The sequence below is a fragment of the Pseudarthrobacter sp. YAF2 genome, from assembly GCF_052113345.1.
In the GTDB taxonomy this organism is placed as follows: Bacteria; Actinomycetota; Actinomycetes; order Actinomycetales; family Micrococcaceae; genus Arthrobacter.
This window is the reverse complement of record NZ_JBFRDA010000019.1, coordinates 1-20,930: the sequence shown is the minus strand read 5'-3', so window position 1 is coordinate 20,930 and position 20,930 is coordinate 1. Positions and strand designations below refer to the sequence as shown.

Sequence of the window (20,930 nt, the reverse complement as noted above, 5' to 3'; positions counted from 1 at the left end):
GGGAAAGCGGTACAGAGCCATCCGTATACTCGGGGGCCGGTTTGCCCTGGCCCCTGACCCGCGCCGGGTGTGCCGGGGCGTTACCTGCCCTGAACCGACATGGCGATCACTGTCACGGCGTGTTCCACGGCGTAGACCGGATCCCTGGAGAGGCCCTTGACTTGGGCGTCGGCCTCTGCCGTGGCCTGAATGGAGCGCACCAGGCCTTCGGGCGTCCAGCGACGGACGTCCCGCTGGGCCTGTTCAACGAGCCAGGGCTGCATTCCAAGTTCCGCCGCGATCTGCGCGGATGATCCGGACGCGCCGGCCACACGCGCAACGGTCCTCAGCTTTGCAGCAAGGGCGGCCACAAGGGGTACGGGATCCGCACCAGTGGCGAGGGCATGGCGCAGCGTGGAGAGCGCCAGGGGCGCATTTCCCGCCATGGCGGCATCGGCTACCTTGAAGGCGGTGGCCTCAATGCGCCCTCCGTAGTAGCGGTCCACTGTCTCCGCCGTGACCGTACTGGTGGCGTCAGCGATCAGCTGGCTGCAGGCGGCAGCGAGTTCGGACAGGTCTGCACCCACCGCGTTCACGAGGGCCTGCACGGCGTCCTGGTTGATCCGGCGGCCCGCGGCCTTGAATTCTGCGGTAACGAAGGAGATCTTGTCCGCATCTTTCTTCAATGGCTGGCAATCAACAACGGGCCAGCCGCCCTTCTTGACGGCGTCGAGCAACTTTTTGCCGCGGGCGCCCCCGGCGTGGCGAAGCACGACGACGGCATCCGGCTCAGGATGCTGCAAATAGTCGAGCGCGTCGGCGAGGAACGCTTCGTTCATGCCTTCCACTGACTCGACCTCGATGAGTTTGCTTTCGCCGAACAACGAGGGGCTGACCTGCATGGTCAGGGTGCCGGGCTCGTACCCGGCGGCGTTGATGCGGCTGAGCTCCACGTCCGGTGCCGCCGCCCGGACTTGCGACCGGACCCTGTCGATGGCCCTGATGCCCAGGTATTCTTCCGGTCCGCTGACCAGGACAACCTGCGCCGGGGTAACGTCCCGCCAGGAGGCAGCGTTCGACGCCGGAGAGCGGGTTTCGCGCTTTTGCGCAGCAGCCATCGAAGGTCCCTTCCGGAGGTCTTATTGCAATATCCCAGCCTGCCATGTCCGCGCCCGCGCTCCAAGCTGCAGGTACTGCTGACGCCCTCTACCAGAAACCCTTCCCGGTAACCCCGGGAAGGGCCTCTCTGATATGACTGGCCAACACCGCTGCCGATGGCCCGGCAGGGCGCATGCCTACCTACTAATAGTTGCTGAAGGTCAGCTTCACTTTGCCGTCCTCAAGCGAGACACTGGCACTCATGGAAACCGAGGTTGTATCAGTTGCCGGCTTCCATTCAGCTGTTCCAAAACCGTATGAGTTGTCCCGTTCATAGCTGACTGTCGCTTTCCCGGGAGTCTGTGTACGAATACGCCAAGGGGAAGACCCGTAGGGATCCTTGCTCATGCTGAACGTAGGTTTCGTTGTGAGTGTCCAGTGGAAGTTCCGTGAATAGCGCGAGGAACTGTAGTTGTCGAGCGGGCAATTGGCCGGCTCGGCCTCGGTGGACTTCACACACTCCGCAAGATATGCGTCGATCTGCGCCATGGCTTCGGACTTCAGGGCGTCAGAGGCGTCCACCTTGAGGCTGGCGGTCGGTGGCGCCTGAGCCGCGCCGATGGTCACTAGCGCGGTTGACTTCTGTGCGGTCAGATACTTTTCTGACGACGGCAATTCCACGGTGTACTCGCCAGGCAAAGCGGGGTAACTCAGGCTGGATGAACCGGAAACGCTGCCGGCAAGGTCGACGTCGAGTTCCTGGCCATTGACCAATACGGTCTTCACCGGGGTGTCCGACGTGATGCGCAGACTCTGAAGCGGGGACGACTCCATCTTCCAGTGATCGTCCAGAAGTTCAGGGTTCGACTTGCGGAGGCTGAAAGTGCTCTGCTGCTTGCGACCGTCCTGGCGCACGTCGGCAACCACGGTGGCGTTGTCCTCGGAGATCTTCGTCGAAACAATTTCGAAGCCGTCAATGCGCTTGCCGGCCTTGGCGTAAATCTGGTCCGAAAGGAGGACCCTTTGATCGTTGGCCAGACCTGGATCGGCCAGGGCCATCGCTTTCGAAGCCTCGCCGTTCTGAAGCGCCTGGAGGTAGCTGTTCACGGCTTTATCGGGCCCGCTGTTGCCCTTGATGACGTTGACGGTGACGATTGCACCGACACCCAGGACGACCACAAGGCCGACTGACCCCAGGATGAGTCCAAGCTTGCGTTTCGTGCGAGCGGACATCGGCTCCCGCGGCGCCAGCGCAGGCTGGCCGCCGGCGGCTGTATACCCGTTTGGGACAGCAGCCGGCCCAGTTGCAGCCTGCGCGGTCGCAGCCGGCTGACCGGGAGCGATCTTGTAGGCAACAGCCAAGGGGACGTACCTGCTCAGCTGTGGTGCTGCATAGCGCGCTGACGCCTCCGTCGCACCGCCCCAGAGCATCAAGAAGAACGGGGTCCACCACGCCAGCGCCATGCTGGCGGCGCCCGACGCGAGCGAACCTGCGTCAAACGTTCCGGTAACACTGCTGAGCCAGGTCATCAGCGTTCCGGCAACGAGGAATGCGGCCGGAAGCATCGCCCAGTCCGTGACCTTGTTGCCGACCAGCGGTCCGCGGCGCAAGTACCAGAACACGGAAGTTACCAGGATTGAAATCAGCGCCAAGAGCAGCAGCAACCAGCCGGCCCAGCCCGGGATGCCGTACTGGGCCAGGGCATTTCCGAAGCCGAAGCTGATGTCTGAACCTGAAGTGTTCGACTACGAAGCCACTGAGGAGCCGAAATCCCAGGTGCGGCTGACAGCACTGAGATGACCCAGGCCGAACATGAAGAAGCCCGCCGTCGGTGCCCACAGTGGAGCCGAGAGCGTGGCCTGCCAGCCGGACTTGACGCCCAGGACGACCACGACAACGGGGATGGCAATGGCCAGAAATACGCCGTAGTGCACGGCAACGGCTTCAAAAGCCCGGCGAACTGCTGCGCGTACCCCAACAACTGCAGCGGCACGGGGCCGGGCAGATGCCCGCCCTGCCGACGTTGCGAGCACTCCGATCACCAGCGCAAACAGGACCGAACCAAATGTCACTGCCCCGATCGGGCTGATCTTCACACTGGGTACAGGAAACGATATGGCGAAGACCGCCCCGCTGATATTGACCAGGAGAGTGAAGACCAGGCCCGTAACTGCTGCCTGGATCCAGGTTCCGGCTGCCGATTGGGCTGCGGACCGTTTCGCGGCGAACCGCCCACCCAGAAACAGCACCGCGATCGACACAGCCGTCAGCAGCAAGGGAAGAGCGAAGAAGGAAGCTGATCCGTGCACGTTCCCCATGAACGGGATGGTCGCATCGATGCTTGAACCGAGGGCGCCAAGCTGGCTCATGACGACCAGTTGGACAGCCAGCTGGCCCATCAAGGACCATGGCGACGGCGTTGAGCCACCACTGGGAAGCATGGAATTTGACGGTATGTCGGTGTTGCCACCGTGACTGGCGCTGATACCGATCAGCGCCAAAACCAGGAAAACGACTGCGGTGATCAGAACCGCTGTATAAGAAATGGCCCCGACCAGGGCCCCGGGAATCAAGGTTTTGTAGTCGAAAGACTTCAGAAATGTGGACGCCTGTCCAGTGCCTGTCCCAGGTCCTGGATGGCCAACGTTCGCCGGGCCGGCAGCGGGTGGCGTGTCAGGCGCCTCATTGATTGGGTCGGATGGCCCGGTCTGCGGATAATGCGGTTCAGTCACAACAATTTCCCCCTAATTGTGGTTGCGTTCTCATGGTGCCACAGCCTGAATATTGTTACGCCGGAATCCCGTACCTTGTGGATTTCCTCGGCGTCCGCCGTTCTGCCGTCGCAGACGTGATGCAGGCACCTGCGCGGTTTAGGGCCTGGGTGGTTCGAATCGCGTTGATGCCCCGTAGGCCTGGTTCCCGCGGCTCTGGGGTTACGTCCCGCCAGGGGGAAACGTTGAACGCCGGAGCGCGGGTTTAGCGCTTTTGCGCAGCCGGCATTGAGGATCACCCCGAGCGGTTTGGTACGGTACCCGGGCCGGCTGTGTCCGTGCCTGGGTTCCACGCTGCAGTTGTGGCGGACCCGCTGCATCCGCGTTGCGAGCAGTTCGATCACCGCTTCCGCCACCGAATGTGCCTCCTTGATCCTTCGGATGAGCCGGCGCGGCCGCGCGGCAGCCCAGACCAAGGTGAACGTGAGAACCGACAGCAGCAGCATGGACAGCAGGCCTGGTACTCCTTCCGGCCAGGGCAACGCGGATCCCGGCAGCCGGGCCGCAAACCTTGCCGTTGCGGCAACGCCCGAACTGAAGGTCCCCGCCACGGCAATCAGCACCGTGGCGGCCCAGGGCAGCAAGGCGACCAGGGGCACCGCCGCGGTCCCCAGCAGGGTTACCGGAGCCACCAGGGGCGAGGCCACCACATTGGCCAGCAGGGCATACGTAGCGAACTGGGGCTGCAACAGGACAATGACCGGCCCGCACAGCAACTGGGCGGACAGCGGAACGGCAACCGAGGCGGCCAGCCACCGCGGCACCACGGGAATCCAGTCGATGATCCGCCGGCCCAGGAGAATAATTCCCAGCGTCGCCAGCACCGACAGCAGGAAGCCGACGCTGGTTCCAAGTGCGGGGTCGAACAGCAGGAGCCCGATGACAGCCAGGCAGAGGAAGCTCAAACCTCGTCCCGAGCGTCCGCCGGCCAGGGAGGCCACCCCGATGGCACCCATCAGTGCTGCGCGCAGCACGCTGGCGTCAGGACCCACAAGCACCACGAACAGTGCCAGTCCGGAAAGGGCCACTCCTGCGGCGGGGGCACGGGACAACCGGAACCGCCGGCACAGCACCAGCAATGCCCCCAGCACCAGGCTGCAGTTGGCCCCGCTCACAGCGGTCAGGTGAGTCATGCCCACCAACTTCATGGCGTTGGCCAATCCTTGATCCAAAGCACTGGTGTCTCCGGTGACCATTCCCGGCAGGAGCCCGCGGGCGTCCGGTTCCAGGAAGGATGCGGCCGATACCAAGCGGCCGCGGAGCTCCCGTGCAGACTCCTGCAGGATTGGACCGGCCGTGGACCGTGCGGGAGCAGTGGAGGCCGCCAGGTTCCCCGCCTCCGTACGTCCGGGCTCCGCGGGCCGCAACTTGCCCGCGGCACGCAGGGTTTGTCCGGGCACCACCGAACCCCAGTCCTGTCCGCCCATGACGACAAGCGGTGCCCGGGTCCGGATTCGCACCCCGCCTGTCGAGACTTCCTGGGTCACCACCGGCACCGACCACCGTTCCGCCGCTCCCCCGGGCCCCGTCACAGCACGCGGGCTCCCGGCCACCTCGACGATGGCAACGACCGACCTGCCTGCCGTGATCGCCTCGGCCAACGGCCCGTCAAAGCGCTGGGCGGAGCCTGCCGCCGAATGCGCGGCGGCGGCGGCCGCAAGTATCAGGGAGACGCCGACGGCGGCTGCGAAGCTCCGTCCCCGGGCCTTCCGGCGCGGTGTTGCCCGGACCCCGCGCACGATGCCACGCTTGCGCCAGCGGCCACCACCGGCGGCGCGTGAGACGAAGACAGCCGCCGCTGAGGCCAGGGCGGCGCACAGCAGTGCCAAGGACGCGGGTGGCAACCAGATCCCGGCCACCGCGCCTCCCCACACCAGGGCTGCCGGGAGGGCGAGGCGGAGATCGGTGCGGCGCCGGGCTCCGGTGGAACCGGAATCCGTTTCTGCCGGGGCTTCGGCCGCGGGCGCTGTTTGCTTCCGCATGAAATCGGCGCACCGGGTCCAGTACCCGTGGAGGGCCCGCCGTTGGCGTGTGCGGAGCGTGGCCTTTCGTGAGGAGCCCGAGGTTGCTGGGGGCGCCGGGGCCTGCATCCGCCCTGGGGGCGGCGCTGCTTCTCCCCGGACGGCCGATTCCACGAACCTGCTCCAAGGGCTGCCCTGCCGGCCCCCGGCATGGCGGTCCTCCGGCGTTCCGGGCCCGGTTTCGCTGCCACGCACCCCCATGTCAGACCGTCACCAGGGGCAGCAGTGATTCAAGCATTTTGGGCCCGACGCCATCCACCGCGTCCAGCTCCTCAGCACTCTTGAACGGGCCATGTTCCTTTCGCCAGTCCACGATCCGCTGGGCGAGCACGGGGCCGACCTTGGGCAGCGTGTCCAGTTCGGCCACACCGGCGGTGTTGAGGTTGATCTTCCCGCCGGACTGGCCGGGCGCGGCGGCCCCGCCGGTGGTGTCCGAACCCTCGGCGCCTGCTGTCCCCGAGGGGGTAGATAGTGGCTCCCCTATCCGGGGGACATGGATCTTTTGTCCATCTTCAATGACAAGTGCGAGGTTGAGCCGGTTCACGTCGGCATCGGCTGTGGGACCGCCCGCAGCAGCGATGGCGTCGTTAACGCGGCTGCCCTGCCGCAAACGGATTACCCCGGGGTTGCCCACAGCCCCGGCCACATGCACCACCACCAGGCCACCGGATACGGCCCCGCCGGAATCCGGGGACAATTCCTGCCGGCCCTCCGCAGCACCCGCGTCGGTGTCCTCCGGCGTTGCGTGGCTCCCACCGGAGGCCACTCCGCTCAGCGGCAGAATTTCGGGGGCAGCGGCTCCCGCCTGCCACCAGAACCAGGCTCCCGCAGCCACGGCCGCAGCGGCCAGCAGGGCAGCAACGCGCAGTCCAACCCGCCACCTGACCCGTGGGGACGCACCCTTCCCGCCGTCGGAACCGGGCTCCGCGCCGGTCCCGTCGGGCAGCCCCGTGCCCCGGTACTCAAAACCATCCAGGCCCGGACCGTCCACGAGAAGACCTGGGCGTCCCCCACCCAGCGCGGACTGCAGCCTGTCCCTCGCATGCCGCGCCTGCTGACCTGCTGCTCCAGCATCCCGGCGTGACATAGCTCCACCCTAGGGAGCCTTGCCGCCGGGTGGCACACAGCAAAGCTCCTATGTGGAAAGTTTCCCGCCGCCGGTTCCCCTGCCAACAATGACGGCAAGCACACCGAGTCCGGCGTGCGCTGCAAGGACCGCTGGGAGGGAACTGATCTGGGCAGGAGGGCAGTCGGGCAAGGCCGCCGCCAGCCTGGCGGCGAGGCCGTCCGCTTCCGCCTGGTTTCCAAAGTGATGGACTGCCAGGCGTAAGGATTCACCAGGCCGGGGTACCGCTTCCGCCGCGACGATTTCCTCCAGCCGGGCGACGGCACGCGCGGCTGAACGCACCCTTTCCAACGGGACGATCCTGCCGCCGTCGACCGCCAGGATGGGTTTGATGGCAAGCATGGTGCCAACCAGCGACGCCGCGGCGCCGATGCGTCCGCCACGCCGCAACTGTTCCAGGCTGGGAACGTAGAAGAAAACCCTGGTTCGGGCTGCCTGTGCGCGAGCCGCCGCTGCCACGTCGGCACACCCTGCGCCGGCTGCCGCAGCTTCCACCGCAGCCTGAACGGCCATGCCTTGGGCCATGCCGACAGTCTCCGTGTCCACCACGTCAACCGGGATGTCTACCCTTGCCGCAGCCAGCCTGGCGGCGTCCGCGGTACCGGAAAGTTCACCGGAGATGTGGACTGACACCACGGCTTCAAATCCCCGGTGTTCAGCTGCCCGGTAAGCCTGCTCGAACTGGCCGGGTGATGGCCGGGAAGTTTTGACCGCGGTACCCGAGGCCAGGGCCACGGCGATGGTCTCCAGGATGTCGTCTTCGCCTTCGCCGTAGATCTCCGCCCCCACCATGACCGGCATTGGTACGACAGTAAGGATTCCGTCGTGGGCAAGCCCGGCCAGATAGGCGGCCGGCAGGGCGGCCGCGGAATCCGTGACGACGGCGGTGCGGACCGCGGCGCCCGAACCCGGACGCGCGGGCCCGGGACGGGCAGAGGGCCTCAGTGCCGAGAGCCGGGAGCGGACCCAAGGCCAGGCGGCGGCATTACTGTCGGGCAAGGGGCCTCCTGATCACGGTGCCCGGCTCAGGCAGCACCGGCCGCCGGAAAATCTCCGGCGGCCGGTGGGTACTGCGGGTGCAGCGGTTAGGCCGGAACGATGTTGACCAGCTTAGGCGCACGGACGATGACAGTCCGGATGCCCCGGCCGTCGAGAGCACGCTGGACATTCACGGACGCCAGGGCAAGCTCGCGCAGCTGGTCCTCGGAAATGTCCGGGGACACCTCCAGCCGGTCGCGCACCTTACCCTGCACCTGGACGACAGCGGTGACCGTGTCCTGGACCAGGAGGGCAGGATCGTGGGACGGCCAACCTGCATTGGCTACCGACGCCGGGTGGCCCAGCAGGTTCCACATGTCCTCGGCCGTGTACGGCGCGAACAGGCTGAGGATTACAGCCACAGCCTCAGCAGCCTCCCGCACGGCAGGGTCCGCCGCACCCGACCCGGAGTCGATTGTCTTCCGGGTGACGTTGACCAGCTCCATCAGCTTGGCCACCACCACGTTGAACTTGTTGGCGTCCAGCAGTTCGCCGGCGTCGGCGATGGTGCGGTGCGTCACCGAACGCAGGGCGCGGTCACCGGCCGCGGCGTCCACGCCGGGGACGCTGGTGACGTCCTGGGCCAGGCGCCAGGCGCGGGCCAGGAACTTGGCCGAACCCGACGGCGACACGTCAGCCCAGTCCACGTCGTCCTCGGGCGGGGAGGCGAACACCATGGTCAGCCGGACAGCGTCCACGCCGTACTTGTCGAGCTGCTCGCCGAGGTCCACACCGTTGCCAAGGGACTTGCTCATGGCCTTGCCGCCGTTGAGCACCTGCCCCTGGTTGAGGAGGGCACTGAACGGTTCGTCGGCGTCGATCATGCCGAGGTCGTGGATGACCTTGGTGAAGAAGCGGGCGTACAGCAGGTGGAGGATGGCGTGCTCCACGCCGCCGACGTACTGGCCGACGGGCATCCAGTCGTTTATCTTCTGTGGATCAAAGGGACCCTCGGTGTACTGCGGGGAGACGAAGCGCAGGAAGTACCAGGATGAGTCCACGAACGTGTCCATGGTGTCCGTATCGCGCTTGGCCGGGCCGTGGCAGGAGGGGCACTCGACGTTGACCCATGCTTCGGCGGCGGCCAGGGGCGACGTGCCCTTCGGGGCCAGGTCCTCGCCGCGGAGGTCCGACGGCAATGTCACCGGCAGCTGTTCGTCGGGGACGGGAACTTCGCCGCAGGACGGGCAGTGGATGATCGGGATCGGGGTGCCCCAGAACCGCTGGCGGCTCAGCAGCCAGTCGCGGAGCCGGAAGTTCACGAACTTCTCACCCGTGCCCTGGCGCTCCAGGATGGCGATGGCGGCCGGAATCGCATCGGCCTTGGCCAGCCCGTCCAGCTCACCGGAGTTGATCAGGGTCCCCTCCCCCGCCGTCGCCGTGCCGGACACGGCAGGATCCTCTTCGCCGGTGTCCAGGACGGCCCGGACCGGCAGGTCGAAGGCGCGGGCAAAGTCGAGGTCGCGCTGGTCGTGGGCAGGCACGGCCATGATGGCGCCCGTGCCGTAGTCGGCCAGGACGTAGTCGGCGGCCCAGACGGGCAGCTTTTCCCCGTTGAGCGGGTTGATGGCGTACCTGCCGGTGAAGACGCCGGTCTTCTCCCGTTCCGTGGACTGGCGTTCGATCTCAGAGAGGGCTTTGACCTTCTCACGGTAGTCGTCCAGGGCGGCGGCGTGCTCTTCCGTGACGAGTTCGACGGCGAGTGGCGCGTCAGCGGCCACCACGAAGAAGGTTGCCCCGTACAGGGTGTCCGGGCGGGTGGTGAAGACCGTGACGTCCTTGGCGGGCTTGCCGCCGTCGGCCTCGATGACGAAGTTGACGTGGGCGCCCTCGGACCGGCCGATCCAGTTCTTCTGCATGGCCAGCACGCGCTCGGGCCAGTGGCCACGGAGCTCATCCATGTCGTCCAGCAGCCGGTCTGCATAGTCGGTGATCTTGAAGTACCACTGGTTCAGGGACTTCTTGGTGACCGTGGTACCGCAACGCTCGCAGGCGCCGTTGACCACCTGCTCGTTGGCCAGGACGGTCTGGTCCTTGGGGCACCAGTTGACCGGGGAGTCCTTCCGGTAGGCCAGGCCGCGCTCGTAGAAGCGCTTGAACAGCCACTGCGTCCACCGGTAGTACTCGGGGTCGGACGTGTGCAGGCGCCGGGACCAGTCAGCGGAGATCGCGTACCGCTTGAACGAGGCTGCCTGGGTGTCAATGTTGGCGTAGGTCCACTCACTGGGGTGGGCGTTGCGCTTGATGGCGGCGTTTTCCGCGGGCAGGCCAAAGGAGTCCCACCCGATCGGGTGCAGGACGTCGTAGCCCTTCTGGCGGAGGTACCGGGCCACGACGTCGCCCATGGCGAACGCCTCGGCGTGTCCCATGTGCAGGTCGCCGGACGGGTACGGGAACATGTCCAGCACGTAGCGGCGTTCCCGGGACCCGTCGTCCACCGGGGTGAAGACCTTGAGGTCTTCCCATACCTGGGGCCATTTGGCCTCCATGGCGGTGAAACTGTAGGTGCCCTCTTCAGGCTCTGCCGATACTGTTGTTCCGGTCTCTGTCTCCGGCTGAACGCCCACTGCTGCCCTTTTCTGTTCTGTTACGGCATCGGTGCTGCCATAACGGCCTGATCCTCCTGCTGACGGCCCGGCGGCATGCCCCGGACACACAAAAGCCCCTCACCATGGAGGGGCTGCCGCTCAGCTGTCACGTCTGGGACAGCCGGCGGCTAACTAAGCAGAAGGATCGCACGCATGGATCTACTTTAGCGCACCCGTACGCCGCGTGCCGCAGCCGGGAGCCGGGGCTCGTTGCATTACCCGGGCCAAGCGCGCATGATCATCCCAAAACGTTGGGAGGTGCTACACGGTGCCAGATGCAACCACCGCCGGCTCCGCCCAAGGGGCGCCCCTCTCCCTATGGTTGGCAAGCGCCGGCACAACCGGCTTCCCTGAACTGCGCGGCACAGTTGAAGTGGACGTGGCAGTAATCGGGGGCGGCGTCGCAGGACTGACGGCAGCGCTGGCCCTCAAACGTTCGGGCCGCTCGGTAGCCGTTCTTGAAGCCGCCCGGATCGGCACAGGGGTCACTGGGCATACCACCGGCAAGGTGACGTCCCTTCACCGCCTGGCGTATACAGCATTGGAACGCAGTCACGGCGCAGTCGCCGCAGGGGTCTACGGGAAGGCGAACCAGGCTGCCGTGGAACACGTCGCCCACCTGGTGGCGGCGGAGGACATCTCCTGCGGCTTCCGCAGGGTTGCCAACTTCACCTTCGCCGGGAGCAAGGACACCCTGCCGCAGGTGCGCGCCGAAGCCGAACTGGCCGCCAGGCTCGGCCTTCCCGCCTCATTCACGGCCGAGGTACCCCTGCCGTTCCCTGTGGCGGGCGCCGTCCGGTTTGACGGCCAGGCCCAAATTCACGCCGTGAAGTACCTCCAGCAGCTGGCCGCCAGAGTGGCCGGAGACGGCAGCTTCGTCTTCGAAGGAACCCGTGCGGTTGGCCTGCAGGACGGCCCACGGGTGAACGTCACCGCCGGGAAGGGCACGGTGCTGGCCGCTGACGCGATTGTGGCCACGAATGTCCCGTTCGGAGACCATGGCAGGTTGGAAGCACTGTGCCCGCCGCACCGCTCCTACATCGTTGCCGCGGTGGTGGACGGCCCTCCCTTGGACGCTACGTTTATCAGCGCTGATGAGCCCATGCGGTCGTTGCTCACGGTCCAGCTGGACGGGGTGACCTACCTGCTGACCGGCGGCGAGGGCCACCCGGCCGCCGAACACGTGGATGCGGTGCAGCGGTACGCGAGCCTCGCCGGCTACGCCCACAGCCGTTTCGGCGCCGGACCCGTTGCATACCGCTGGTCCACCCAGGACGCCGTGCCCCGGGACGGCTTGCCCTACGTCGGGCCGCTGAATCCGGACAGCCGGCATTCCTTCGTCATCACAGGCCTGCGCAAATGGGGGCTGACGAACGGTACCGCCGCCGCCCTGATGCTCACGGACCTGCTCAATGGCACACCCAACGAATGGGCTCCGCTGTTTGACAGCAACCGTGCACCGTCGCAGCCCGGGACCAGGGCGGCAGCGGACGGCCAACCGACGGCGGACGGAAGCTCGGACGGGCAGGAGACCGGCCCGGACGACGTTGCACGGCAGGTGGCTGACCTTGCCCCCGGGGGTGGCAAGGTGATTGACGCCGCCGGGACCAGTACGGCCTACTACCGGGGCCAGGCCGGTGAGATTCACGCCGTGTCCGCGATCTGCACCCATCTGGGCTGCACTGTCGGCTTCAACCGGGAGGACCGTACCTGGGATTGCCCTTGCCACGGTTCCCGGTTCAACGTGGACGGCAAGGTCGTGCAGGGACCGGCCACCGAGGACTTGCCGCCGCGCCCCACACCCTGAAAGCGCCTCCCGTCGCCCACCCTGACTGGCGGCCGACGTGAAAGGGCCGCCCCGCCGGATATCGGCAGGGCGGCCCCAGGAGCAAAGAACGCTACCGCACGTCCTCATCAACCCAGTCCATGGACTTGGTGACGGCCTTCTTCCAGAGCCGCATCTGGCGGTCCTGTTCGGCCTTGTCCATCTGCGGCTCCCAGCGCTTGTCCTCGGACCAGTTGGCGGACAGTTCGCCGAGGTCCTTCCAGAAGCCGACGGCGAGGCCCGCGGCGTAGGCAGCGCCCAGCGCCGTCGTTTCCACGACCCTGGGCCGGATTACCGGGACGCCCAGGATGTCTGCCTGGAACTGCATGAGGGCGTCGTTGGCAACCATGCCGCCGTCGACCTTCAGTTCACTCAGCGGGACGCCGGAGTCCGCGTTGACGGCGTCAAGCACCTCGCGGGTCTGGAACGCGGTGGCTTCCAGGGCCGCCCGGGCAATGTGGTTCTTGTTGACGAAGCGGGTCAGGCCGACGATCGCGCCGCGGGCGTCCGAGCGCCAGTACGGAGCGAAGAGGCCGGAGAACGCAGGCACGATGTATACGCCGCCGTTGTCCTTCACCGCGGCGGCCAGGGTCTCCACCTCGGGGGCGCTGCTGATCATGCCCAGGTTGTCACGCAGCCACTGGACGAGTGAGCCGGTGACGGCGATGGACCCTTCCAGGGCGTAGTGCGGCTTGGCGTCGCCCAGCTTGTAGCCCACCGTGGTGAGCAGCCCGTTCTTAGAGTGGACGATTTCCTCGCCCGTATTGAAGATCAGGAAGCAGCCCGTGCCGTAGGTGTTCTTGGCTTCGCCGGTGTCGAACGCGGCCTGGCCGAACGTGGCGGCCTGCTGGTCACCAAGGATGCCCGCCACCGGCGTTTCCCGCAGCAACTGCGAGCTGTGGACGGTGCCGTAAACCTCGGACGAGGACTTGATCTCCGGCATCATGCTGCGCGGCACGCCGAAGATGCCCAGGATTTCGTCGTCCCATTGCAGGGTTTCGAGGTCCATGAACAGTGTGCGGGATGCGTTGGTGACGTCCGTGACGTGGACACCGCCGTCCACGCCGCCCGTCAGGTTCCACAGGACCCAGGCGTCGGTGTTGCCGAAGACCAGATCCCCGGCTTCAGCCTTTTCACGGGCGCCGTCGACGTTGTCCAGGATCCATTTGATCTTGGTACCGGAGAAGTAGGTTGCCAGTGGCAGCCCCACCTTTTGCTTGAAGCGGTCCCCGCCGCCGTCCTCGGACAGTTCATCAACGATGTCCTGTGTGCGGGTGTCCTGCCACACGATCGCGTTGTAGACCGGCTTGCCGGTGGTCTTGTCCCACACCACAGCAGTTTCGCGCTGGTTGGTGATGCCGACGGCGGCAATGTCGTGCCGCGTCAGGTTCGCCTTGGAGAGGGCGGAACCAATGACCTCACGGGTGTTGTTCCAGATTTCCGTGGCGTCGTGCTCCACCCAGCCGGCCTGCGGGAAGATTTGCTCGTGTTCCATCTGGCCGGAGGAGACAATGGCGCCGCTGTGGTCGAAGATGATGGCGCGGGTGCTGGTGGTGCCCTGGTCGACGGCGATTACGTACTGGTTCATGATGACGTCCTTGTCCGGTTTGTTGATCTGTCGTGTGGGTTCAGGATGCTGCGGTGACAATGATGGGGACTACGCGGGCCACGAGGCCACCGAGTGCGCCGCCCATCAACGGTCCGACGACGGGCACCCAGGAGTAGGGCCAGTCGCTGGAACCCTTGTCCTTGATGGGAAGTACTGCGTGGGCGATGCGGGGCCCGAGGTCACGGGCCGGGTTGATGGCGTAGCCGGTGGGGCCGCCGAGGGATACGCCGATGCCCACCACGAGCAGCGCGACGGCGAGCGGGCCGAGGCCGGAGGGGGTGCCGCCCAAAGTCAGGATGACGAAAACCAGAACGAAAGTTCCGATGATCTCGGTGATCAGGTTCCAGGGAGTAGAGCGGATGGCGGGGCCGGTAGAAAAGGTTCCCAGTTTGCCGGCGGCCTCGGGTTCGTCATCGAAGTGCTGCTTGTATGCCAGCCAGCAGACCACTGCGCCGAGGAATGCACCCACCATCTCGCCCCCGAAGTAGGTGAGGGTGGAGGCAAAATCCACGGCAACGCCGGGAGCGTATTCGGCCTTGCCGTTGAGGAGCAGGCCGAGGGTAACTGCGGGGTTCAGGTGCGCACCCGACTGGGCGGCGACGAAGACACCGCAGAACACGGCGATACCCCATCCCCAGGTAACCATCAGGAAACCGCCGCTATTGCCTTTTGTCCCCCGCAAGGCCACGTTGGCAACGACGCCGCAACCCAACAGGGTCAGCATGCCCGTGCCAAAGACTTCGGAGAGGAAGACTAATCCAAGAGACATCTTTGACTCCTTCCTTTTAGTTGGCGGTCCTCCGCAGGTGAAGGACCGCTGGGGCCGGACGCTTGCGCGCCCCGGCCGACGGCCTGGCTCCTTAGGAAACCAGGCTGTGCGTTTCCACGCGGTGGAAACGCTGCAGCACGTCCTGGGCGTGCTTGATCTCTGCGGTACGCGTTACGGCGTCCCACTTGAGCGGGCCGGCCAGCACCTCGGCCACCTCATTGAGCAGTTCGCCGGTGACGAGTCCACGGAAAGCCAGGGAAGTGCGCCGGATCAGGACATCCACCAGGTGGCCCACCTGTTCGTGTGCCGCCATGAATTCCAGTTCCCTGACGCTGAGCTCACGGGTGGAACGCAGCGGCCGGTCAGGGGCGGCGTCGAGGTACCCGATCACTTCTTCGGCCCGCGTTCCGTAGCGGGTAAGCAGCCCGGCGGTGCGGTCCGCGTCCCGGCCGGCAGCCATGTGCGCCTTGATCCATTTCTGGACACCCGCTTCATCGGCCGGGAAGCCTGCGCCGCCGCCGATGGGGAGTTGCGCCGTGGAAACCTTGCGCTGGACGCCGAGCTCGGCCAGGACATCGTTGGTCAGGTGCTCCGCAAGGGCCCGGAACGTGGTCCACTTGCCGCCCACCAGGCTGAGTACGACGGCGCCGCTTCCGTTCGTGCCGGAAGTGCGGCGTTCGATCCGGTAGTCGCGGGAGACGAAGCCCGGCTGCGTGGCGTCATGGCTGGGCAGCGGGCGTACCCCGGAGAACGTGTAGACGATGTGTTCCGGTGTCACGTCGATCGAGGGGAAGACGTGCCCGATCAGGTCAAAGAAGTAACGGATTTCATCGTCGGTGCAGACGGCGTCCTCCGCCATGTCCGCGTCAACGTCCGTGGTGCCCACCAGGACCCGGTCTCCCATGGGATAGATGAGGACAATCCGGCCATCGGTGTGCTCAAAGAAGATTTCCCGGCCGCGGCAGGCAGCGAGGAGCCCCGGGTGGTCCAGCACGACGTGGGAGCCCTTGGTCCCGCCCATAAAGGACGAGGCCGCGCCCATCGCCTGGTTGGTGAGGTCCACCCATGCGCCGGTGGTGTTCACGATGACGTCCGCGGTGAAATCGAATTCCTCCCCGGTGAGCTCGTCCCGGAGGCGAACCGTGCTTCCGCGGCCGGTTCCCGGGTTGGGGGCCGGCGACATGGACTGAAGCGACAGGTAGTTGCTGGCACGGGCCGTGTCACCCTGTGCGCTGGTGCCTGTCGCGTTGCCGGCGCGGCCGGCCTTTTCGCCGTCCTGGAGCACGTCGAGAGTGAGGCGCTCCGGGTTGTGGACGGAGGCGTCGAAGTAGGTGGCGGTGTACTTCACGTCCGGCCGCAGGTCGGGCAGTTCCTGGAGCGCTGCCTTGTGGGTGCGGAACTGGTGCCGCGGCACGGTTCCACCGTCCCTGGAAAACGAATCGTAGAGGCTCAGGCCGGCCTTGATCAGGAAGGCGCCGCGTTCCTTGGGCTTGCCCTGCTGCTTGTGGGTGAGGAACCGCAGGGGCGCAGACAGGATGCCGGAAAAGGTGCTGAATATCGGGATGGTGGTCTGCAGCGGCTTGACGTAGTGCGGGGCGATCTTCAGGAGGCGGTTCCGCTCCACCACTGACTCACGGACCAGGCGGAACTCGCCGTTCTCCAGGTAACGGATACCGCCGTGGATCATGTGCGACGACGCGCCGCTGGCGCCTTGGCAGTAGTCTCCGCGTTCCACGAGCGCGACATCGACGCCCTGGAGTGCCAGATCACGGAAGGTGCCTACTCCGTTGATGCCACCGCCCACCACCAGTACTTTGGCGTGTGGCCGTCGCCGGAGGTTGTGCACCGATGAACGTTCGGCCCCGGCTTTGGGGGCGCGGACAGACGGTTGGACAGTTGGTTCCTTGGGTCCCAAAACAAACTCCCTTGGGGCTTTGAATGATGCGGGCGCCGTGGCGCGCCGCCGTTCTGCTCTATTCTTTGGAGATATGGAAAATGGAGTCAAGGACTATGCACAAACGTGCAGGGCGGAAGTGAGATGACACTTTCACGGGACGCAGATGCCCTCCGAGCTGCACAAATGTACTACCTGCAGGACCTCACCATGGATGCGATAGCCCGGGAATTGCGCACCTCCCGGTCCACGGTTTCGCGCCTGTTGTCCGCCGCCAGGGAGTCCGGCCTGGTGCAGATCCAGATCCGGAATCCGCTGGACACGGGGCCCGAACTGGAGGGGATGATCCGCCGCCGCTACAACCTGGATGTCCATGTTGTCCCCATCCTTGGGACGCTCAACGAGGCTGAAACCCTGGACCGCGTGGCCATGCAGGCCGCACGGACCATCGGCCCCCTGGTGGACTCCAACGCCATCATCGGCGTGGCCTGGGGATCCACCCTCAGTGCAGTCAGCCGGCACCTCACCAGGAAGATCACCCACGACAGCGTCATCGTCCAGCTCAACGGCGCGGGAAACATGCACACCACGGGTATTACGTATGCCAGCGACATCATGCGCAGGTTCGGCAGCGCCTACGGGGCACGGGTGGAGCCGTTCCCCGTCCCCGCCTTCTTCGACCACGCCGCCACCAAGACAGCTATGTGGAATGAACGCAGCGTGCAGCGCGTCCTGGAACTGCAGGCCAAGATGAGCATCGCCATCTTTGGTGTGGGCTCAGTACATGCCGACTATCCCAGCCACGTCTACGCCGGCGGATACCTCGACGAAGAGGACCTGAATGCCCTGGCCAACTCGGACGTGGTGGGGGACGTGGCCACCGTGTTCTTCCGGGCCGACGGGTCCTCCGACGGGATCGTCCTCAACGAGCGGTCCACCGGCCCGGCACTTGCAGAGCTCCGCCAGGTGCGCCGCAGGATCTGCGTGGTCTCAGGTGTCTCCAAGATCAACGGCCTGCGCGGAGCCCTGGCAGCCAGGCTGGCCACCGACCTGATCCTGGACGAAGCCACCGCACGCCGCCTTGTCGATTACGAGGGCCTGACCAGCTGAAGTGGGTAGAGTCGTTTCCATGAGAACCTCACCCCGGCTCAGCCTGAACAACGGCGTGCTGATCGACCAGCTTGGCTTTGGGCTGTACAAGGTGCCGGCGGCAGACGCCGAGGGCCTGGTGGCCACGGCTCTCGCCGCCGGCTACCGCCACTTCGACACCGCCGCCATGTACGGGAATGAGACCGGAGTTGCGCGTGGGATCAGTTCCCAGCTTGGCGACGGCACCGGCAGCGGCGGCTCCGGGGAGTTGTCCCCGTCCATGGCCCGCGAAGCCGTGTTCATCACCACCAAGGTGTGGAACGACCATCACGGCTACGACTCCACATTGCGGGCGTTCGACGATTCCATGGTCAACCTGGGCCTGGACTACGTGGACATGTACCTGATCCATTGGCCCTGCCCCCGCCGCGGACTGTTCCCGGAAACATACCGCGCGCTGGAGACGCTCTACCGTGAAGGCCGCGTCCGTGCCATCGGCGTCAGCAATTTCCAGCCCGCCCATCTTGACCGGCTGCTGCAAAGCGCCGAAGTGGTTCCCGCCGTCAACCAGATCGAACTGCACCCCTGGCTGCAGCAGGAGGAGTTGCGCAGCAAGCACGCGGACCTGGGTATCCGGACTGAGGCGTGGAGCCCGCTTGGCCGCGGACAAGTGCTCGACGATCCGGTCATCGAGGCCTGCGCTGCGGAGCACGGCAAGACCCCGGCACAGGTGGTCCTCCGCTGGCACATGCAGCTGGGGAATATTGCGATCCCCAAGGCCAGTTCGGAGGCCCGCATCCGGGAAAACCTGGACGTCTTCGGTTTTGAACTTTCCGAACGGGACCTGGCTGCAATCAACGCGTTGGACCGCGGGCAGCGTACTGGTTCCCATCCGGACAACGTCAACTAGGCGCGGGCATGGATACCGTGAACCCGGGGCCCTCCCCTGCGCCCGCATACCTGAGTGCCGGACTGGCAGGACGAACCTCAGCCGGCACCGTAAGCCTCAACGGCGGCACGGTCGCCTTCTGGACCTACGAGCCGCTGGAAGAGACGCCGGAGACCCGCACCATCCTGGTGGTCCACGGTTTCCGGGGTGACCACCATGGACTCCTGCGCGTGGCGGACCAACTGCCGGACATGCGAATCATCATGCCGGACCTGCCGGGTTTCGGCAGTTCGGACGCCTTCGCCCGGGACGAGCATTCGGTGGAGCGCTACGGGCAGTTCATCAGCGACTTCATGGCCACCCGGGGGCTGGGACCGGACACCGTGCTGCTGGGCCACTCTTTCGGCTCGATCGTGGCAGCGCACTTTGTAGCCGGCAACCCCGGCGCAGTCCGCCCCCTGATCCTCATCAACCCCATCGCCGCCCCGGCATTGGAGGGACCCAAAGGCGTGATGACGCGGCTGGCCGTCCTGTATTACCGGCTGGCGGCAAAACTCCCCCGCAAGCCCGGGCTGGCCCTGCTGCGCAACCGGCTGATTGTGCGTGTCATGAGCGAGACCATGGCCAAGACACGTGACAAGGACCTGCGGGCGTTCATCCACGGCCAGCACCACGCGTACTTCAGTTCCTTCGCCGACCGCGACAGCCTGCTGGAGTCCTTCACGGCGTCGGTCAGCAACCACGTGTCCCAGGTGGCCGGGCAGCTGGACCTCCCCGTGCTGCTGGTGGCCGGCGAAAAGGACGAAATTGCCACGCTTCCCAGCCAGCACAGACTCCTGGCGCTGCTGCCGGACGGGGAACTGAAGGTGATTCCCGGCGTCGGACACCTGATCCACTATGAAACGCCGGAGCCGGCCGCCCGCTCTATCCGCAGCTTCCTGAAGGATCACCCCGCGTGAAGATTGTCATCGATGCCCGTTTTACCCGAACCGACCACCATGACGGCATCAGCCGCTACGGGGCCAGCCTGATCGCTGCGACGGCGAAAATCGCCGACGTCTCGATGCTGGTCTCGGACATCCGTCAGCTCGCCCTCCTGCCGGATGTGCCCTACACACTGATCAGCAGCCCGCTCTCACCTCTGGAGCTATTCGTTGCCCGCAAGATCAACCGTCTCGGGGCCGACGTGGTGGTGTGCCCCATGCAGACCATGGGCACGTGGGGCAGGAAGTACGGCCTGATCCTGACCCTGCACGACCTTATCTACTATGAGCACCCCGCTCCCCCGGGATTCCTGCCGGCACCCGTCAGGCTGCTCTGGCGCCTCTACCACAAAGCGTTCTGGCCCCAGCGGCTGCTGCTGAACCGGGCCGACACCGTGGCCACTATCAGCCGGACCACGGAAGCGCTCATGGCCAAGTACAGCCTGACCCGACGGCCGGTACGCATCATCGCCAACGCCCCCCAGCCGGCCCAGGTCCACCGCACCCCGGGGGACGGCGCGGACAAGACGATCATCTACATGGGCTCATTCATGCCCTACAAGAACGTGGAAACGATGGTGGCCGGCATGTCCGGATTGCCCGGCTACACCCTGCACCTGCTCAGCCGGATCAGCCCCCAACGCCGGGCGGAACTCGAAGGCCTGGTGCCGCCGGGCGCCTCCGTGGTGTTCCACAACGGCGTCACTGACGAGGAATATGACGGGCTGCTGCGGCGGGCCACCGCGCTGGTGAGCCTGTCCAGGGCCGAGGGGTACGGTCTTCCCCTCGTGGAAGCCATGGCCGTTGGGACACCCGTCATCGCCAGCGACATCCCGATCTTCCGCGAGGTGGGTGCGGACGCAGTCCTGTACGTGGACCCGGGCTCCCCCGAAGAGTTTGCCCGAGCCGTGGCGCGACTGCAGGATGACGGGCACTGGCAGGACATGTCGCGGCGTTCGATGGCGCGGGCCGCCGAATTCAGCTGGGATGAATCAGCGCGGCAGTTGGTGGACGCGGCACACGAAGTCGTTGCCAACAGGCGGCGCTAACGGGCGTGGAGGCTGCCGCAGACGGCCCCGAAGCAGGCACCGAGGCTGCGTGAGCGCTGATATGTAGGCTCTGTTGTCAAGAGTGCATGGATGAGCGACTCCTGGGTTTATTTTCAGGGGTCGCTCATCGTGTACCGGCCGGTCGTGATGCTGTGGGGGGTAGCTGGTCGTTTTTCGGCTGGCAGTGTCAGGCTGATATTC

General features: G+C 65.9%; 15 protein-coding genes. 5 read left to right on the top strand and 10 right to left on the bottom strand.

The features are described 5' to 3' along the window. Window positions 1–80: 80 nt before the first annotated feature. The 7 genes from holA to leuS form a co-directional block, all read right to left on the bottom strand. Window positions 81–1,097 (bottom strand): DNA polymerase III subunit delta, encoded by a 1,017-nt coding sequence (holA, locus tag AB4Y79_RS18005; RefSeq protein WP_441864709.1) that lies wholly within the window; start codon window positions 1,095–1,097, stop codon window positions 81–83. A gap of 184 nt (window positions 1,098–1,281) precedes the next feature. Next, the gene (locus AB4Y79_RS18000; protein ID WP_441864706.1) at window positions 1,282–2,742 is read right to left on the bottom strand and encodes a hypothetical protein; all 1,461 of its coding nucleotides are present in this window, start codon (window positions 2,740–2,742) and stop codon (window positions 1,282–1,284) included. A gap of 81 nt (window positions 2,743–2,823) precedes the next feature. Then, complete coding sequence (locus AB4Y79_RS17995) at window positions 2,824–3,519, bottom strand: hypothetical protein (protein ID WP_441864704.1); 696 nt, start codon at window positions 3,517–3,519, stop codon at window positions 2,824–2,826. A gap of 287 nt (window positions 3,520–3,806) precedes the next feature. Beyond that, window positions 3,807–5,831 (bottom strand): ComEC/Rec2 family competence protein, encoded by a 2,025-nt coding sequence (locus AB4Y79_RS17990; RefSeq protein ID WP_441864701.1) that lies wholly within the window; start codon window positions 5,829–5,831, stop codon window positions 3,807–3,809. A 241-nt stretch (window positions 5,832–6,072) separates the two neighbouring features. Continuing rightward, the gene (locus tag AB4Y79_RS17985; RefSeq protein WP_441864699.1) at window positions 6,073–6,957 is read right to left on the bottom strand and encodes a helix-hairpin-helix domain-containing protein; all 885 of its coding nucleotides are present in this window, start codon (window positions 6,955–6,957) and stop codon (window positions 6,073–6,075) included. 48 nt (window positions 6,958–7,005) lie between these two features. Continuing rightward, the gene (locus tag AB4Y79_RS17980; RefSeq protein ID WP_441864696.1) at window positions 7,006–7,995 is read right to left on the bottom strand and encodes a DegV family protein; all 990 of its coding nucleotides are present in this window, start codon (window positions 7,993–7,995) and stop codon (window positions 7,006–7,008) included. 86 nt (window positions 7,996–8,081) lie between these two features. After that, the gene (gene leuS / locus AB4Y79_RS17975; protein WP_441864693.1) at window positions 8,082–10,601 is read right to left on the bottom strand and encodes a leucine--tRNA ligase; all 2,520 of its coding nucleotides are present in this window, start codon (window positions 10,599–10,601) and stop codon (window positions 8,082–8,084) included. 289 nt (window positions 10,602–10,890) lie between these two features. Between leuS and AB4Y79_RS17970 the strand changes: the two genes are divergently transcribed. Next, window positions 10,891–12,429, top strand: coding sequence for an FAD-dependent oxidoreductase (locus AB4Y79_RS17970; RefSeq protein WP_441864690.1), 1,539 nt, complete (start codon window positions 10,891–10,893; stop codon window positions 12,427–12,429). Between the two features lie 91 nt (window positions 12,430–12,520). On the opposite strand, the gene glpK is transcribed toward AB4Y79_RS17970, so the two are convergent. The 3 genes from glpK to AB4Y79_RS17955 all read right to left on the bottom strand — a co-directional run bounded on the left by glpK (window position 12,521) and on the right by AB4Y79_RS17955 (window position 16,740). After that, entirely contained in the window at window positions 12,521–14,035 is a 1,515-nt protein-coding gene (gene glpK / locus AB4Y79_RS17965; RefSeq protein ID WP_441864687.1) for a glycerol kinase GlpK, read from the bottom strand. 40 nt (window positions 14,036–14,075) lie between these two features. Then, window positions 14,076–14,825 (bottom strand): MIP/aquaporin family protein, encoded by a 750-nt coding sequence (locus AB4Y79_RS17960; protein ID WP_441864684.1) that lies wholly within the window; start codon window positions 14,823–14,825, stop codon window positions 14,076–14,078. 91 nt (window positions 14,826–14,916) lie between these two features. Beyond that, window positions 14,917–16,740, bottom strand: a complete 1,824-nt coding sequence (locus AB4Y79_RS17955; RefSeq protein ID WP_441864681.1) for a glycerol-3-phosphate dehydrogenase/oxidase — start codon at window positions 16,738–16,740, stop codon at window positions 14,917–14,919. A gap of 123 nt (window positions 16,741–16,863) precedes the next feature. Here AB4Y79_RS17955 and AB4Y79_RS17950 point away from each other — a divergent pair, with 123 nt between their 5' ends. The 4 genes from AB4Y79_RS17950 to AB4Y79_RS17935 are packed head-to-tail and all read left to right on the top strand — an operon-like array spanning window position 16,864 to window position 20,729. Then, window positions 16,864–17,829, top strand: a complete 966-nt coding sequence (locus tag AB4Y79_RS17950) for a sugar-binding transcriptional regulator (RefSeq protein ID WP_441864678.1) — start codon at window positions 16,864–16,866, stop codon at window positions 17,827–17,829. A gap of 19 nt (window positions 17,830–17,848) precedes the next feature. Then, window positions 17,849–18,718, top strand: coding sequence for an aldo/keto reductase (locus AB4Y79_RS17945; RefSeq protein WP_441864675.1), 870 nt, complete (start codon window positions 17,849–17,851; stop codon window positions 18,716–18,718). Between the two features lie 8 nt (window positions 18,719–18,726). Next, entirely contained in the window at window positions 18,727–19,656 is a 930-nt protein-coding gene (locus AB4Y79_RS17940) for an alpha/beta fold hydrolase (RefSeq protein ID WP_441864672.1), read from the top strand. Beyond that, window positions 19,653–20,729, top strand: a complete 1,077-nt coding sequence (locus AB4Y79_RS17935; RefSeq protein WP_441864669.1) for a glycosyltransferase family 4 protein — start codon at window positions 19,653–19,655, stop codon at window positions 20,727–20,729. The genes AB4Y79_RS17940 and AB4Y79_RS17935 overlap by 4 nt, the downstream gene beginning before the upstream one ends. The last annotated feature ends 201 nt before the right edge of the window (window positions 20,730–20,930 follow it).

Bases quoted from the DNA above. Each gene is read 5' to 3' on its own strand.
- AB4Y79_RS17990 (WP_441864701.1), bottom strand. From the start codon at position 5,831: ATGCGGAAGCAAACAGCGCCCGCGGCCGAAGCCCCGGCAGAAACGGAT.
- AB4Y79_RS17950 (WP_441864678.1), top strand. From the start codon at position 16,864: ATGACACTTTCACGGGACGCAGATGCCCTCCGAGCTGCACAAATGTAC.
- AB4Y79_RS17985 (WP_441864699.1), bottom strand. From the start codon at position 6,957: ATGTCACGCCGGGATGCTGGAGCAGCAGGTCAGCAGGCGCGGCATGCG.
- AB4Y79_RS17945 (WP_441864675.1), top strand. From the start codon at position 17,849: ATGAGAACCTCACCCCGGCTCAGCCTGAACAACGGCGTGCTGATCGAC.
- glpK (WP_441864687.1), bottom strand. From the start codon at position 14,035: ATGAACCAGTACGTAATCGCCGTCGACCAGGGCACCACCAGCACCCGC.
- holA (WP_441864709.1), bottom strand. From the start codon at position 1,097: ATGGCTGCTGCGCAAAAGCGCGAAACCCGCTCTCCGGCGTCGAACGCT.
- AB4Y79_RS17960 (WP_441864684.1), bottom strand. From the start codon at position 14,825: ATGTCTCTTGGATTAGTCTTCCTCTCCGAAGTCTTTGGCACGGGCATG.
- AB4Y79_RS17940 (WP_441864672.1), top strand. From the start codon at position 18,727: ATGGATACCGTGAACCCGGGGCCCTCCCCTGCGCCCGCATACCTGAGT.
- AB4Y79_RS17995 (WP_441864704.1), bottom strand. From the start codon at position 3,519: ATGCTTCCCAGTGGTGGCTCAACGCCGTCGCCATGGTCCTTGATGGGC.